The organism is Flavobacterium fragile, assembly GCF_023634865.1.
GTDB classification, from domain to species: Bacteria; Bacteroidota; Bacteroidia; order Flavobacteriales; family Flavobacteriaceae; genus Flavobacterium; species Flavobacterium fragile.
The window spans coordinates 66,774-84,746 of the sequence record NZ_JAMLJN010000002.1; the positions used below are offsets into that span (position 1 = coordinate 66,774).

At 33.6% G+C, this 17,973-nt stretch carries 10 protein-coding genes; 4 read left to right on the top strand and 6 right to left on the bottom strand.

Annotation, left to right across the window (positions count from 1 at the left end):
* Window positions 1-60 precede the first annotated feature (60 nt).
* Complete coding sequence (locus NAT47_RS02770; protein WP_250580042.1) at window positions 61-2,838, bottom strand: VPS10 domain-containing protein; 2,778 nt, start codon at window positions 2,836-2,838, stop codon at window positions 61-63.
* Between the two features lie 181 nt (window positions 2,839-3,019).
* On the opposite strand from NAT47_RS02770, the gene NAT47_RS02775 reads away from it, so the two are divergent.
* Entirely contained in the window at window positions 3,020-4,312 is a 1,293-nt protein-coding gene (locus tag NAT47_RS02775) for an aminopeptidase P family protein (protein ID WP_250580044.1), read from the top strand.
* Between the two features lie 138 nt (window positions 4,313-4,450).
* Window positions 4,451-5,233, top strand: coding sequence for an alpha/beta fold hydrolase (locus NAT47_RS02780; RefSeq protein ID WP_250580051.1), 783 nt, complete (start codon window positions 4,451-4,453; stop codon window positions 5,231-5,233).
* A gap of 4 nt (window positions 5,234-5,237) precedes the next feature.
* On the opposite strand, the gene NAT47_RS02785 is transcribed toward NAT47_RS02780, so the two are convergent.
* From NAT47_RS02785 to NAT47_RS02800, 4 genes are all read right to left on the bottom strand, one after another.
* Window positions 5,238-8,015 carry a PD-(D/E)XK nuclease family protein gene (locus NAT47_RS02785; protein WP_250580053.1) on the bottom strand — a complete coding sequence of 926 codons (2,778 nt, stop codon included), beginning with the start codon at window positions 8,013-8,015 and terminating at the stop codon, window positions 5,238-5,240.
* Window positions 8,016-8,078: 63 nt separating this feature from the next.
* The gene (locus tag NAT47_RS02790) at window positions 8,079-9,482 is read right to left on the bottom strand and encodes an OmpA family protein (protein WP_250580055.1); all 1,404 of its coding nucleotides are present in this window, start codon (window positions 9,480-9,482) and stop codon (window positions 8,079-8,081) included.
* Window positions 9,483-9,578: 96 nt separating this feature from the next.
* Window positions 9,579-10,775: a glycine C-acetyltransferase gene (gene kbl, locus NAT47_RS02795; protein ID WP_250580057.1), complete on the bottom strand. Its 1,197-nt coding sequence runs from the start codon at window positions 10,773-10,775 to the stop codon at window positions 9,579-9,581.
* 34 nt (window positions 10,776-10,809) lie between these two features.
* Window positions 10,810-13,998: a UvrD-helicase domain-containing protein gene (locus NAT47_RS02800; protein WP_250580059.1), complete on the bottom strand. Its 3,189-nt coding sequence runs from the start codon at window positions 13,996-13,998 to the stop codon at window positions 10,810-10,812.
* A gap of 154 nt (window positions 13,999-14,152) precedes the next feature.
* On the opposite strand from NAT47_RS02800, the gene NAT47_RS02805 reads away from it, so the two are divergent.
* Both NAT47_RS02805 and NAT47_RS02810 read left to right on the top strand, forming a co-directional pair.
* Window positions 14,153-14,482: a hypothetical protein gene (locus tag NAT47_RS02805; RefSeq protein ID WP_250580061.1), complete on the top strand. Its 330-nt coding sequence runs from the start codon at window positions 14,153-14,155 to the stop codon at window positions 14,480-14,482.
* Window positions 14,483-14,637: 155 nt separating this feature from the next.
* The gene (locus NAT47_RS02810) at window positions 14,638-15,243 is read left to right on the top strand and encodes a superoxide dismutase (protein WP_250580063.1); all 606 of its coding nucleotides are present in this window, start codon (window positions 14,638-14,640) and stop codon (window positions 15,241-15,243) included.
* A gap of 825 nt (window positions 15,244-16,068) precedes the next feature.
* Here the strand turns inward: NAT47_RS02810 and NAT47_RS02815 are convergent.
* A complete protein-coding gene (locus NAT47_RS02815; RefSeq protein WP_250580065.1) occupies window positions 16,069-17,967 on the bottom strand; it encodes an amidophosphoribosyltransferase in 1,899 nt (632 codons plus the stop codon).
* Between the last annotated feature and the right edge of the window lie 6 nt (window positions 17,968-17,973).

Consider the following 17,973-nt stretch of genomic DNA (forward strand, 5'->3'; position numbering starts at 1 on the left):
AAAAAAGACGCTTCATTTGTGCGAATTTAAATACCCTACAAAAATACTATCCTAAGTGTTTTACTTTTTTGAGGTTAGAATTTCAAATGATTGGTTTTCCGATGTTTTTTCTTTTGAAATTGTTACTCTGTATTTACCCACAGGCAAATAAAACTTCTGATTTTCAGCTGCTTTCAATTTGACATTCTTATCTTTTTTATTCCAATTATCTGCCACATTTTTCGGCATCGAATAATCAAATTCAACCGAGTTCAATCCTTTTTTTGCATCAAATTTTTGACTTTGAACAACCATTCCAAATTCATTTGTAATGGAAATATTTACCATTCCATCACCATTTGAGTAAAACCAAATCGTTTGTGAAGGTTCATTTGGTTTGCCCCAAGCGTAATTTTGAGTTCCCCAACGATTGGATTTTGTTCTATCGTTTACTTTAAATAAATGTAAATTTTTAGCTAAAACTTCTTTAGTTAATTCCTGAACTTTAGAAATATCTATTTTATAAATAGAACGACCATGAGTCCCTACGATTAATTCTTTTGCTTTGGTTTGAATAACCGCATCATGAACCGCTACTTTTGGCATTCCGTTGGAAAAATCTTGCCAAGTTGTACCTTTATCTAACGAAATAAACAAACCATTATCGGTTCCAACATATAAAATATTCTCATTTACCGAATCTTCAACAATTACGTTAACGGCTTCAGTTAATCCATTTGAAATTGAAGTCCAAGTCGCACCAAAGTCTTGTGAAACAAAGGCATAACTTTCAAAATTATCGTTTCTGTACCCGTTTAAAGTTGCATAAACTCTTTCTTTTTTATGAGAAGATGCCACCACTCTTGAAACCCACAAATTTTGAGGTAAATTAGCTGAAATCAATTGCCATGAAGTTCCACCATCTTTTGAGATGTGAATTTTTCCATCATCAGAACCTACATAAAGCAATCCAAATTGAAATTTACTTTCTGAAATAGTCGTCAACGTTCCAAAAGCTACGTTTCCTTCTTTTGCTCCATTGGTTAAATCATCCGAAATTCGTTCCCAAGTTTCGCCTTGATTCATTGATCGATGTAAAAATTCCGAACCCATGTATAAAATATCTTGGTTGTGCGAAGACAATAAAATCGGTGTTTGCCAATTGAAACGGTATGGTTTTTCCCCTTTTGGAGCTCTTGGTGTGATGTAATCAAATTTACCTTCTTTTTGGTTAATTCTGTAGTAATTTCCGAATTGATAACCTGTGAAAACCACATTTGGATTACGACTATCGATTTGTGTTTGCATTCCATCGCCTCCCATTAATTCTTGATACGGATATTTCCCTTCTTGATGCCAAGCCACAGAATGCGAGTAATTATTTGGTCCAAACCAAACGCCATTATCTTGCATTCCACCGTAGACATTATAATTTTCTTGATAATCTACATTCACCGCATAAAACTGACTTACTGCTTCATTATTGCATTTAATCCAATGTTCGCCATTATCATAAGAAATATTCACACCGCCATCATTACCGTTAATGATATGATTTGGATTTTCTGGATTAACCCAAGTTACGTGATGATCCGCATGTACATTTTCTTTTGAAATAGCCGTAAAGGTTTTTCCTCCATCTTCCGAAAACAATAATGGAACACCTCCAATATAGACACGATTTTGATTGGTTTCATCTACCGAAATATTCGCAAAATAATATCCATAGGTATAAAACATATCATCGATATAATTCTGATTGGTTTTTTTCCAAGATTTTCCACCATCTTCCGATTTATAAACTTCGCAACCAATTACCTCTGTCTCAAAAAGCGCTTTATTAGCATCTGAAAGGAATTTCAAAACATCTTTCGGTTCCATATGGTTATCAGCAATCCAATTTTTGATATTCTCTGCACGATATTTATCTCTAAAACCACTTGCTTTTAAAGCATTATTCAATTCTTTGCTCGAAATTTCCATTATATCAGCTCCAGGAGAAGACAACATTACGGTCAATTTGTTTTTTGAAGCTGCTTTTGGTCGCATATTCTGATTGTCCAAAACAGCATAAATCACGTTTTCATTGAACATCGCTAAACCAATTCTTCCCACGCCTTCATTCGCTGGAAATCCACTTTCTTTAGTTGTAACTAATTTCCAAGAACTTCCACCATCTTCACTTTTATAAATACCTGATTTTTCGCCATCACCATCAAAATGCCACGCTTTTCTATCTTTTTGCCAAGATGCTGCAAACATAATTTTTGGATTGTTTTTAGAAACTGCTAAATCGATAATTCCAGCATCTTCCGAAACGAATAAGGTTTGCTTCCAAGTTTTCCCTCCATCGATTGATTTGTAAATCCCACGTTCTTTATTAGTGGTATACAAATGTCCGACAGCCGCAACGACAATTTCATTCAAGTTACTTGGATTCACCCAAATTCTGCTAATATGATGTGAATCTTTTAATCCTAAATTTTCCCAGGTTTTACCTTTATCGGAAGATTTTAAAACCCCAACTCCAGCATATGACGATCGCGAAGCATTTACTTCACCAGTTCCTACCCAAATCGTTCCTGAATTCCAATCCACAGTAACCGAACCACAATTCACTGTTTCTGCCGAATCCATTACAGGCGAAAAAGAAGTTCCATTGTTGTTAGTATACCAAAGTCCGCCAGTAGCATAAGCGACATAAAATTCAGTTGGATTTTTTGGATTTACAGCTAAATCAACTACACGACCACTCATAATTGTTGGTCCGATATTTTTAGCTTCCAGTTGAGTAAACAAGGAATTTTGAGCAATTGCCGATTGCACAATCAATAAAAACAGAATAGTAATTTGCTTCATCTTGAAAAATTTTGTTGAAAATTAGCCAAAACATTGCACTTCTACAAAATTTCTAAAGTATTTAACAACTTTTCATTTTTATCTTATTAATTTTGAAAAACTATTTTAAACACATAGAAAGTATAGAATTTGTTTAACACAAAAACTAGTCACTAATTACTAATCACTAATCACTTAAAAAATGAAATACCATCAAATAGACCGCAACTTATTCATTAAAAATAGAGCAAAATTTACAGCTCAAATGAAATCAAATAGTGTAGCGGTATTCAATTCAAACGACATTTATCCGGTGAGTGCAGATAGTACTTTACCTTTTGCACAACACAGAGATATTTTCTATTTATCGGGTGTTGACCAAGAAGAAAGTATTTTATTGCTTTTTCCAGATGCGCCTTATGAACATTTGAAAGAAATTTTATTCTTAAAAGAAACAAACGAACATATCGCTATTTGGGAAGGAGAAAAACTAACCAAAGAAAGAGCCTTTGAAGTTTCTGGAATTAAAACGGTGATTTGGTTACAAGATTTCCACAAAACCTTAAAAGAAATCATGGCGTATGCCGACACAATTTACATCAACACTAACGAACATTACAGAGCGGTTATCGAAACCGAAACTCGTGAAGCGCGTTTTATCAAATGGTGGAAAGAAAATTATCCAGCACATAAAGTAGAAAAATCGAATCCTATTTTACAAAGATTGCGTTCGGTTAAAGAAAGTGAAGAATTGGATTTAATCCAAAAAGCGTGTGATATTACGGAAAAAGGATTCAGAAGAGTTTTGAATTTCGTAAAACCAGGTGTTATGGAATACGAAATCGAAGCCGAATTTGCACATGAATTTTTAAGAAATCGTTCGAAAGGTTTTGCTTACACGCCAATTATTGCTTCGGGTAACAACGCGAATGTGTTACATTATATCGAAAACAACCAACAATGTAAAGCTGGCGATTTAATTTTATTAGACGTTGGTGCAGAATATGCCAATTATTCAAGTGATATGACACGTATGGTTCCAGTTTCAGGACGTTTTACAGACAGACAAAAAGCGGTTTACAATGCGGTTTTAAATATAAAAAACGAAGCTACAAAAATGTTGGTTCCAGGAACATTATGGAAACAATATCATGTAGAAGTAGGTAAAATCATGACTTCGGAATTACTTGGTTTAGGATTATTAGACAAAGCCGATGTTCAAAACGAAAATCCAGATTGGCCAGCATATAAAAAATATTTTATGCATGGAACGTCTCACCACATGGGATTAGATACACACGATTACGGATTATTACACGAACCTATGCAAGCCAACATGGTGTTCACTGTTGAACCAGGAATTTACATTCCGAAAGAAGGTTTTGGTATTCGTTTAGAAGACGATGTTGTTATACAAAAACAAGGCGAACCGTTCAATTTAATGCGAAACATTCCAATTGAAATTGAGGAAATTGAAGCGATAATGAATAGTTAGTTTTCAGTCTCGGTCTCAGTTTACAGTATAGACGGCTTACAGAAATGTGAGCCGTTTTTTTTTAAATTTAACTCACTTCGGGAAAAAACTTTGGTTACGAAGTTTCGGAATTTGCGTTTAAACTTTACCTTTGCCCACATGAAAACCACCAATTTCAAAAACACCAAAATCAGTTACACCGACCAAGGAAAAGGAACGGCTGTGGTTTTATTGCATGGTTTTTTGGAAAATCAATCGATGTGGAATGCGTTTATTCCTGAGTTGGTAAAGAAACACCGCATCATTACTATCGATTTATTGGGTCATGGCGAAACCGAATGTTTAGGTTATGTCCACACCATGGAAGACCAAGCCGACATGGTGCATCATGTATTGCACGAATTAAAAATTAGAAAAGCGGTTTTAATTGGACATTCCATGGGTGGTTATGTGGCGTTGGCTTTCGCCGAATTGTATCCCGACAATGTAAAAGGAATTGTATTACAAAACTCTACTTCAAGAGCTGATAGCGACGAACGAAAAGCAAATCGTGATAGAGCTATTGTCGCGGTGAAACAAAATTATTCGGCTTTTATTCGCATGAGTATTGCCAATTTATTTAGTGAAGATAATCGCGAACGTTTGGCTGATATCATTGAAGCAGTTAAATTAGAAGCTTTAAAAACACCACTTCAAGGAATTGTTGCGGCTTTAGAAGGCATGAAAATCAGAAAAGACCGCGAAGTTATTTTGCATTTTGCTCCATATCCGATTCAACTTATTTTAGGTAAAAAAGATCCTGTTTTAAACTACGAAGACAATTTAGAACAAATCGAAGGCACGCAAGTACAACTCACCACTTTTGAAGACGGCCACATGAGTCATTTTGAAAACCAGGCGGAATTGTTGACGGTTTTGAGTGGTTTTTTGAAAAGGGTTTAATTAGTTAAACTTTCTCTTTAAACGGAATTTCTGGATTGAAAATTTCTACAATCAATTTTTCTAATTCCAATTTGAAATCTTCTAAAATTTCAGTAGAAATAACAAGTTCAGCTTCTTTTCCTTTTCCTAATCCGAAAGGTAAAAAACCGTTTTTCATGTTTTTGAATGAAACAATTCCGGCGGAAACTTCTCGATTTTGTTTTAATTCGTGATTTTCAAACATCAACGCATAACACAACAACTGAATGATTTTTTCGTTTTTTATATCGGAAGTCAAATCACCAAAATCTTGAATTTTTAAACTGTTTCCATCTACTTTTCCGGTTTTATAATCGATGATTCTGATATTTCCATCACGTTCTTCAATTCGGTCGACTTTACCTGCGATTTTTATTGGAAATGGCAACGATTTCACTTCGATTTCACATGATAAACTTGCTTCTAATAGCAATACTTTTATGGCTTGGCCTTCTTCGATGTCTTTCTTTTCTAATTGTAGAAAATTGTAAACATTACGTTTCGCTACTTCAAACGCCAATAGATTTTTTCCTTTGGTAATTTCACCTTCTTTATATTCTTGTTTGAAATATTTCAGAATCACATCATCAATTTTTGCTTCCATCGCTTCAATATAATGTAAGGCTAAAAACTGATTCAAATACGGCGTATACAATTCTTCTAACGCATTGTGAATAATGGTTCCCAAGGTATTCACAGCGATGTTTTCTTCCACTTCATCGGCTTCGTTAATGCGCAAAATTCGTTGCATATAAAATTGTAACTGATTTCGAATATAATTCGTCAACGACGATGGCGAAAAGCCTTTATCTGTTGCAATTTCGTGTAAACGGGTTAAGATTTTATCGGTTTTTGGAATAGATACGGGTTCATATGCTTTTTCGGGTAAAACCGCATTGTAAATCGTGCTTGTAATGTTGTGTTTTGGTTGTTTCTCGATTTCTAGTTGGGTAATGAAACGACTTTTTTCGCCAGCATCAATTCCTTCATTATCGGTATTATAAAGCAACCACACGTTTTTCGCACGCAACAACAAATGATAAAAGTGATAGCAATAAATAGCATCTTTTTCCTTAAAGGTAGGCAATCCCAATTCTTTCTTCACATCATATGGAATGAATGAATTTTGCGATTTTCCAGCTGGAAATTTCCCTTCATTTACCGAAGTAATAATCACATTTTCAAAATCCAATACACGGCTCTCTAAAACACCCATTACTTGAAGACCACTCAAAGGTTCGCCTTCAAAAGAAACTTCCGCTAAATCGATAATTTGCTTGTAAATGGATTGAAGCGATGGCAAACTTTCAATTTGATTATAAGTTTCGTGATAATTGGTTAATTTATTTATCGTTTTAAAAACGGAATACACAAAAGCTTTCGTTACTTTTTCTTCGGCATCATCGTTACTTAAATAGGATTTTATGGTTAGTAAAATCGAATTCAAATTCACTAAAATATCGGAAATTGAATCATCCCAACGTGTAAATAATAATTTGAAGAATTTGTTTTCTGTATTCGGATATTTTTCTTCGTATAAACTGAATAATTTTTGATTCGAAAAGAAGGTAAAATTGTTGTTATTAATCACTTTTACTACTTCTTCCACTTTACAATAGGGTTCCACCAAAGGATGATTCAGGATATCTAAAACTTCTTTGTAATAGAAAGTATAGCTTTTTTCGTTTCGCTGTTTGGCATTGGTATGTAACTTGAACAACTTACTAATCAACAATTGTGCAGGATTATTTTTACTCGGATAACCCATCGTAATATTCAATGCATCAACTGTTTCAGGTAATCCATACAAAACTGGAAGCAACAGGTTTTCATCTCCAAGAACAACAGCGGTTTTTTCTAAATTTGGGTTTTCAGATTGAATTTTTTCAATAATAGTTCCTACAATTTTAGCTTGCCCGATACTTTTTGGAGTACCTATAATTTCGATATTTTTTTCTTCGCTGAAATGATTCACCACCCATTCGAAATCTTGATTTACAAAAGGTTTCCATTCTTTTTTGAATCTACGAATGAATAAACCTGCATCATGATACAAATCATTTAGAAATACCTCATCAATATCCCAATAAATTTTGGCTTTATTTTCGTTGGCTAAATGTTTAAATATTCGCTCTTCGGCTTGATTTAAAGCGTTGAAACCAGCAAAAACTATATTGGTTTGAAGCTGATTGGTAAAGCTTTGTAAATTTGCAACAGCTTCTCGATACAACATACCTTGATAGCCCACTTTTTTAGCCTTAAGAAAATTGTAAAATGATTCGTAATATAAAGGTAATTTTGACCAAAATTCTAAATGAGTTGTGATTAATTTGGTTTTGTCTTGTGGTTGTAAATCCCAACGTTTTAATGCTTCAATATCTTCCAAATAAGAGAACACGTGATTTGGATCTAAAAGATATCTATCGATTTCATTAAAATCTTGAATAGCAGTTTTTGCCCACGTTGCAAATTCTTCAAAAGTTTGCTGTTTTGCTTTTTCAGTTACGGAAAGAAAAACTTCGTAAAACTCAAATAATAATTCGATTGGATCAATAGATCTTAAACCTGAAATATCTTGAATAAAATCTTCAATATTTATTATAGTTGGAGCAAATGAAGTGATGTTCAAATGATTTTTAAGACTTTCAATTAGAAAAACTTTAGCTCTCTTGTTAGGAAGAACTATTGTCACATCCGACAACTTATCGTTGAAATCAGATACTATGGTTTGACTTACTTTATCTAAAAATGTTGGCGTATTCATTTTATAAAAATAAAAAAACGCCCTGAAATATCAGGACGTTTCTTTAAATATTTTAGAAAGAAATTATTTTACTAATTTCACATCTACTCTTCTGTTTTTAGATCTACCTACAGCAGTTTTGTTATCAGCGATTGGTTTAGACTCACCATAACCAATAGATGAAATATTATCTGATTTTACTCCTTTAGAAAGCAAATAATTTTTTACAGCAGCAGCTCTATTTTCAGATAATTTTTGGTTAGAAGCATCACTTCCTACGCTATCTGTATGACCTTCAATAGTGAATCTAGCTTCTGGGTGCTCTAACATGATGAAAGCAATACCATCTAAAGTAGTTAACGATTCTTTAGTTAATTTGTTTGTACCTGTTTGGAAGAAAATATTTTTTGCAGCATCATTGATAGCTTTAACTTTTTCTTCAGTAATCTCTGGACAACCATGATTAGCTACAGTTCCTTTAACAGTAGGACATTTGTCATCTTTGTCAGCAACTCCGTCACCGTCAGTATCTGGCCAAGGACAACCTGCATTCTCTTTAGCACCAGCTACAGTAGGACACTTGTCAGCTTTATCAGCAACACCATCTCCGTCAGCATCTGGACAACCTTTCATCATTTTAGTTCCTTTGTCATCTGGACAAGCATCTTCTGAATTGATGATACCATCACCATCATTATCAGGACATCCGTTTAATTCTTTAGAACCAGCCTCATCTGGACAAGCATCTTCTGAATCTTGGATACCATCTTTGTCTGTATCAGGACAACCATTGAATTCTGGTAAACCTGCTACTTCAGGACAAGTATCATTTTTGTCATATATACCATCACCATCAGTATCTTTACCTCCAAATTTGAAAGTTAAACCAGCAAAGTGTTGGATATGAGTTGGTACGTCAACATCCGCAATTCTTGTATCATCAAATGAATGTTTGTAAACAGATTGTAACTGTAAACCAACTTGCTCAGAGAACCAAAAAGTAAATCCTAAACCTCCGTTTACAGTACCAGCTGAAGCATCACCAACAAAAGTATAACCTCCACCAATATTAAGAGATGGGTCAAACCATTTAGATTTTAACATTTCCATGAAGCTGTATTTCACAACTGCATCAAACCCGTAGTAAGAAATATCTCCTGGATTTGTAACTAAATCCGTTGATTGTGTCCCAGGAACTCTAGAAACCCATCTGTCAATTTTATTAACAGAACCTGTTACACCAAATGAAAAACCATCTCCTACATATTTCGATACATTAATGTAAGAAACTGAAGGAACGAAATTCCAATTTTGTTTTGCGTTAGCCAATTGAATCCATTTTGGACTATCGTTACCAACAGCACTAATCTTAGTGTCAACTCCGTTAGCTCCAAAAGAGATTGCCCACGGATTGTTGCTGTCTTGTGCTTGCATCGATATACCCGCAAATAAGAAAGCAGCAGCAAATAATTTGTTTAAATGTTTCATACTTTATTTATTTAATTACAATAAGTTATAATTATTACAAAAGTAATGCTTTTTTTTTACTCCAAAAAGTTTTGTTAAAAAAGTTTTACTTTAATACTATTTAATGATACCTAATTCTTTCGCAACTTCCTCAAATGCACCTATTGCTTTATCCAAATGTTCCTTAGTATGTGCTGCAGATAATTGAACACGAATACGTGCTTTATCCTTTGGAACTACCGGAAAGAAAAAACCGATTACATAAATCCCTTTTTCCAATAATTTTTCAGCCATTATTTGAGACAATTTTGCATCGTACAACATTACAGGGACAATTGCAGAGTCTCCATCGATAAAATCTATACCTGCTTTTCTCAGACCCGCTTTGAAATAATTGGTATTCCATTCCAATTTATCTCTAAGCGTGGTATCTTTCTCTAATAATTCGAAAACTTTTAAAGACGCTCCTACAATTGAAGGCGCTAATGAATTTGAAAATAAATACGGACGAGAGCGTTGGCGTAAAATTTCAATCACTTCTTTTTTAGCTGTTGTATAACCTCCCATGGCACCACCCAGAGCTTTTCCAAGGGTCCCTGTGATAATGTCTACTCTTCCCATTACACCTTTAGCTTCTAATGTACCTTTTCCTGTAGCTCCAATGAAGCCTGCTGCGTGACATTCGTCCACCATAACCATGGCATCATATTTATCCGCTAAGTCACAAATTTTATCTAGTGGCGCTACTAATCCGTCCATTGAAAAAACACCGTCCGTTACAATTAATTTAAAACGATGACCCGCTTCAGTTGCTTTGATTAACTGTTGCTCTAAGTCTTCCATGCTATTGTTTTCATAGCGATAACGAGCTGCTTTACACAAACGAACACCATCAATAATAGAAGCATGATTTAAAGAATCCGAAATAATACAATCTTCTTCTCCCAATAAAGGCTCGAAAACTCCTCCATTCGCATCAAAAGCTGCTGCATATAAAATGGTATCTTCTGTTCCATAAAAATCGGCTATCTTTTTTTCTAATTCCTTATGAATATCTTGTGTTCCACAAATAAAACGCACTGATGACATTCCGAATCCGTGAGAATCCAAAGCGTCTTTAGCCGCTTGAACTACTTCCGGATGTGAAGAAAGTCCTAAATAATTATTCGCACAAAAATTTAATACCGTTTCGCCAGTTGAAATCGTAATTTCTGCTCCTTGTGGTGAAGTTATAATGCGCTCTTTTTTGTATAATCCACTTTCTTTGATTGTGGCCAATTCGTTTTGTAAGTGTTGTTGAATTTTTCCGTACATAATATTTTTGTTGTTTACAGTTTGTTGTTTGTGGTTACAAAGTTACTATTTCTATATTTTTCCCTATGTAAAGGATTACTTTTTTTATGACGTGATACTGCATTTCTATCAAAGCCAATTCATATTCCTCCAATTGCATTTTGTGTTTGTTGTGCTTTTCTCCTGTTTTATAATCCAATAAATAAGCCTGATTTCCTTTTAAAACGACTCTATCCGGTTTTATGTTTTTAGATGCTTTTTTGATGATATTTTGTTCGTTGAAAACTTTTGCATCCAAGTCAAAATATTCTTTTAATTCGGGATGACTAACAATATTTTGAATGGTTTCTTTAAAAACTTGTTGTTGAGAAAACGTGATCAATCCCAATTCCGTTGCTTTTTGGATGGCTAAATCTACATCATCTTTGGTGTGAATAAACGCCATAATTTCATGCAAAATATTCCCAAAGTTTATTGCATCTTGTTGATGGGTTCCCCACATTAGAGCTTCACGTTGTGCAATTTTGATGTTTTTTGGATTTAATTTATGTGTTACGATTCCTATTTGATTGTTTTTGCCTTCATGAGCTTTGTTAATTGAAACTCGAACTGAATCACCAAATTCATACTCTAATTTTGTGTCTTCGTAATTTCCTAAATTCAACAAAAACTCGATAAAATAAGTTGCTAAATTGTTTGGATAAGTTCCATCCTTTTTTGGCTTCAGTTTATTCGAAATCACATATAACTGTTCTTCAGCACGCGTTAAAGCAACATATAAAACATTAATCGTATCTAAAATCTCTTCTTGATTTTTGGTTTGGAAAATGGTTTTGGCTTCGTTTCCGTAAGTTTCTACTTCTTTTTTATTGTTGATTAACGCTTTTGGAAAATTAACATTTGCATCTTCCAACGGAATCCACAATTTGTCTTTTGGTTTGCTTGAAAAATTTTCTTCCGCAAACGGAAAAATCACCACCGGAAATTCTAAACCTTTCGACTTATGGATCGTCATGATACGAACCGCATTCGTTCCTTCTGGTGATGGAATACTTTTTTGGTAGCCAATTTTATCCCAATATTCCAAGAAATCCGCAATACTCGATTGCACTTTTACATCTTTTTCCAACACCAAATCTAAGAAATATTGCAAATACGAAGTATTCACTTTGTCATTTAAGAAAGTCGCAATTAAAATTTCAACTGCTTCATACAGCGATTTCTTCTTGCAATTTTTAAACGAAATTTCAATTCCGATGGTTTTCAAAAACGCTTCTAATTCTTCCGAATTTTTATCTTTTGTAGCTAAAATGAAATCATGAATCTCTAATTCTGACTGCAAATATTTCGCAATAAAATACAAGAAATAAACTTTCGATTCATCATCTTTTGGATTTTTCAAATAGCGAAGCAACGCAATCAACAACTTCACTTCGGTCGCATTTTGAATCAATAAAGTTTCCGAAGATAAAATTGGAATGCTGTTTTCGGTTAAGAAATTCGCTAATTTAATCCCAGGTGCTTTGGTTCGTGTAAGTAAAACGATGTCTTTGTATTCAAATCCGTTAGCGATACATTTTTCAATCGTTCTTAACGTTTGATTCAAGTAAAATTTATCTTTTACCGAAATAGAATCGTTATCCGAGTCAAAACCTTCAACTTCGGTTTCGTCTTCTGGCACTTCGATGAACGACAAATTCACATAACCGCCAATTTTAGAATTGATGTCTTGATGCGAAAGGTTTTCGTAAAGATTTTTATAATCTGGATTTTCAAATTTATCCGATAATTGCTTGAAAAAAGCGTTGTTAAACTGAATGACTTCGGAATAACTACGGTAATTTGTGCCTAAACGAAGTGTTTCTTTATCTTTATTTGAAAACGGATTATGCCCTTTATCTTCTTTGGCTAAATCAATAAATTGTTCGGCTTTTCCGCCTCGCCAACGGTAAATGGCTTGTTTTGGATCGCCCACCAACATCAAAGTTCCTTGTTGTCCAAAATCGTCTTGTCCTGAAAGTGCATTATCGATTAACGGAATCAAATTTTGCCATTGCATTACCGAAGTATCCTGAAATTCATCAATAAAATAATGACGGTATTTTTCGCCCAAACGCTCATAGATAAAAGGTGCTGGCTGATTTTGTATTTCGTTGTGAATAATTTTATTGAAATCGGAAATAGAAACTAAATTTTGCTCTTCCTGAATTTGTTTGAATTCTTGATAAATCGTGTTTAATAACGACAATGGGTTTAAGTTTTGTAGAAAAGCTTCGTACATTGAAATTTTTCCAACTTTTTCATTGATAGTTAGCACCGAAGCTAAAATTTCGGAAGCTTTTTCATCGATAAAATCTTTATCAGATTGTGGAACGGTTTTAGAATATCTACTTTCTGAACCATCTAAATATTTTATAGATGTTTCATTTATTGCAATTTTTTCATCAGCAATTTTCTCTAAAAAATTAGGAACTATACTTTTGAAAAACGATTTTCGAGAAACTCCATTTCCATCAATCGAATCCAAAACACTTTGAGCAATTGCTTTACAATCGACTTTTAACTGTTTGATTTCTTCTTGTAATTTCTTTTTTACGATTCCGAAATCGTCAATAGTTTTTTCAGACAATTCTTTAATTTCTTCCGAATTATTTTCATTGGTAATCAATTGGGCAACCTTTAATAATTCGGCCGAAATGTCCCAGTTTTTATCGTCGTCGGTTTTTTCTTTTGAAAATTCGATTAGTAATTTAGTCAAATTTGGATCATCACCCGCTTTAGAAATCACCAAATCAATCGCTTCTTGTAATAAGGAATCGGTTTCCAACGACACTTCAAAATTAGGTGGTAAATTCAAATCTTGTGCAAACGTTCGAATGACTTTGTGCGTGAATTTATCAATCGTAGAAATATCAAACGCCGCATAATTGTGAATGATGTTTTTGATGATGGCTTTCGATTTATCTTTTAAAGTAGAGATGCTTAATTTGGTTTCTGAAGCCACATCTTTTAGCAATTCCATTGCTTTATCCGAAGTATTATCCAATGAAAATTGGTACAAACTCGACACAATTCGGGTTTTCATTTCTTCCACCGCTTTGTTAGTAAAAGTGATGGCTAGAATTTTCCGATAAGCATCATCATTCGTCGCCAAGAAAAGAATTTTTAAGTATTCTTTCGTTAGCGTATAGGTTTTTCCGGAGCCAGCCGAAGCGTCGTATATGGTGAAAGCGGTTGTATTCAAAAGAGAATTTGTATTAATTGTTCTGCGAAAAACTATCTTGATTTAATTACGAAGTTTAATTCGTAAATTTGATAAAAATATTGGAAATTAAAAAATTTAATACTTTAAAAAAACTTAGCTATAAATTATTAAAACAAACTTGGGAAAAATAAAAATGGAACGAAATATAAAACGAAATTTAAAGAGAATGTTACTGGTCTTATTATTACTCTTTTTACTTTTTTTAAATAGAAATGTTTTAGTTTACAGACCCTTATTAGATGTTATTGATGTAAAAAACACAACTGGGATTATAATTAATGAAAAAGAAAATTCAAGAGGTTCTCACCTAACAAACATGTTCTCTTATTATTATGAATTTGAAGTTAATGGCAAAAAATACAAGAATCCAAGTTATGATGAGAAATATCAGATAGGACAAATCGTAAATGTAGAGTATTGCAAAAAATATCCTTTTATGAATCGAATAAGAAATTCTAATTAATTTTTTTGACAAAAGAATCAGTGTTTTAAAAGAAACTGTTATTGATAAATGTTATATTTATCTTACTAATAGTGGTATAAGAACTATCTATTTTTGAATCCGAAGTTTAATTTGTAAATTTGGTGAAAATATTATTAATCTAAAAATTAAATATTATGGCTTTTGAATTACCACAATTACCTTATGCATACGATGCATTAGAACCACATATTGACGCTAGAACGATGGAAATTCACCATTCTAAGCACCACAATGCATACGTTACCAACTTAAACGCTGCAATCGCTGGAACAGATTTAGAAGGAAAATCTATTGAAGATTTGATGAAAAATTTGGACATGAACAACATGGCAGTTCGTAACAATGGTGGTGGACATTATAATCACACTATGTTTTGGGAAATTATGTCTCCAAACGGAGGTGGTTTACCAACAGGTGAATTAGCTACTGCTATTGATGCTGCTTTTGGTTCTTTTGACGCTTTCAAAGCAGAGTTTGCTAAAGCGGGTGCAACTCGTTTTGGTTCAGGATGGGCTTGGTTATGTGTGAAAGATGGCAAATTAGAAGTTTGTTCTACTCCAAATCAAGACAACCCATTAATGCCAGGTGTTGCTTGTGGCGGACAACCCATATTAGGAATGGATGTTTGGGAACATGCTTACTACTTACACTATCAAAACCGTCGTCCAGATTATATTGAAGCATTCTTTAATGTAATTAATTGGACAGAGGTTGCAAAACGTTTTTCTGCATTGAAATAATCTTTATAAAAATGCTAAAGGTGAGAGTTGAAGAACCCTCACCTTTTTTTGTTAACAAATTAATCAAATTAAAAAAGGTGAAATTGCTTTCACCCTTTTTGCCCCAAATCTACCATAAAACTTAACCTACTAATTTTCTGGTAGAACTAAAGTAGAACAGTATATCTTGTGTGACGAAAAAAATTGTTGAATAACACAAAAACTCGATGAAATGCGTTTTTGAAGAGTAAAATAAATTAATTTTTTACTTTCTCAAACAAATTTATTTCTTTTTGGGTAATAAAAAAAGGCACGCATAGCGTACCCTTTTTGCCCCAAATCTACCATAAAATTTAACCTACTAATTTTTTGGTAAAGCTAAGATAGAACAGTAAATCGTTTGTAACGAAAAAAATTGTTGAACAACACAAAAACTCGATGAAATGCGTTTTAGAAAATAAAATAAGTTAATTTTTTTCTATTATTCATTTCTTTTTGGGTAATAAAAAAGGCACGCATAGCGTACCCTTTTTGCCCCAAATCTACCATAAAATTTAACCTACTAATTTTTTGGTAGTACTAAATTAGAATAGAATAATGCACTTACACAAAAAAATTGATAAACGTATAAAAAAAAACGATGAAATGCATTTTTATACAATTTTTTGATTCTATTAATCTAAGAAAAGTTTAAACAAAAAAAGAGTACAGATATCGTACTCTTTTACCCCAAATCTGCCATAAACTTTAACCTACTAACTTTATGGCTGTGCTAAAATAGAAGGATATTTTCAATTTTATCGAAAAAAAATGTTAATCGAAAAAAAAATACGACAAACCTCATTTTTAATAGGCTCTCGCATCTTTCCCTTCATAAAAATTCATAAAAGCTCTATTTACTACACGATTTCCTCCATCTGTTGGGTAATCGCCAGTGAAATACCAATCGCCTAAATTCTTTGGACATGCTTTATGCAAATCTTCCACCGTTTGATAAATAATTTTTACTTCTGCTTTAGTATCATCTGGCGTAAGCATTTCGGCAATTTTATCTGAAATTTCTTGATCTGTAAAAGGTGCATAAATTTCTTTTACATAATTCACTACATCAGCATCACTAAAATCTTCTTGTGCTTTTGACTTTTGATAAACCTCCTCTACTATATGATATAAGTTGCGTTCTTTCAGTAATTCTAAAGCAGCTCTAAACGCTACTAAACCTTCTAATTTCGCCATATCGATTCCGTAACAATCGGGATAACGAATTTGAGGTGCTGATGAAACTACAACAATTTTCTTTGGATGCAAACGATCCATCATTTTAATAATACTTTGTTTTAAGGTAGTTCCTCGCACAATACTATCATCAATAATTACCAAATTATCGGTTGGTTTTACTACTCCGTACGTTACATCATACACGTGAGCCACTAAATCATCGCGACTACTATCTTCTGTAATAAACGTTCTTAGTTTCGCATCTTTAATGGCTATTTTTTCGGTTCTAATTTTTACTGAAAGTAATTCTTTTAGAGTATCTTCTGTTAACGTATCTTTTTGCTCTATAATTGCTTTCGCTTTTCTTTGGTTCAAGAAATCTTGAGCCGCTTCACACATTCCGTAAAAAGAAGTTTCAGCTGTGTTTGGAATATAAGAGAAAACGGTGTTATCTGTGTCGTTATCGATAGATTTTAAAACACTTGGGAAAATTAATCTTCCTAGTTCTTTTCGCTCTTGGTAAATTTCGGCATCACTTCCACGAGAGAAATAAATACGTTCAAACGAACACGCTTTCTTTACCAATGGAGTTCTAACTTCTTCAATAGAAACTTTACCATTTTTCTTGATAATGATAGCACTTCCAGGATCTAATTCTTGAACTTTTTCGAAAGGTACATTGAAAACCGTTTGAATTACTGGACGTTCTGAAGCTACCACCACTATTTCATCATCTTCATAAAAGAAAGCAGGACGAATTCCGGCTGGATCGCGCATAACGAATGAATCGCCGTGACCTAATAAACCAGCCATAGCATAACCACCATCCCAATTACGAGAGGCGCGTTCTAAAATTCGTTGGATATTCAATCGTTCACCAATAATTGGGGAAGCGTCTTTTTTGGAAAAACCTTCGTTTTTGCATTCTTTATACAAATGTGTCACCTCATCATCTAAGAAATGTCCGATTTTCTCCATTACCGTAACCGTATCGGCCATTTGTTTAGGATGTTGGCCTAAATCGATTAAGTTTTGGAACAACTCTTTCACATTCGTCATGTTAAAGTTCCCCGCTACGATTAGATTTCGGTGCATCCAATTGTTTTGACGTAAAAATGGGTGTACACTTTCGATACTGTTTTTACCAAAAGTCCCGTAACGGACGTGACCTAAAAACACTTCACCCACATACGGAATATTTTGTTTTTGAAGTGCCACATTATTCTGATATTCAGGATGTGCTTCTAGTTCGCCGCTGATGCGTTCGTTGATTTGAGCAAAGATATCTTTAATTGGTTGCGGATCATTAGAACGAATACGACTAATGTATCGCTCACCTGGATTTACATCTAATTTAATACTTGCCAATCCGGCTCCGTCTTGACCACGGTTGTGTTGCTTTTCCATTAATAAGTACATTTTTTGTACTCCATAAAAAGCAGTTCCGTATTTTTCCTTATAGAATTCTAACGGTTTTTTTAATCGCAGTAGTGCAATTCCACATTCGTGTTTGATTGCGTCACTCATAAGTTG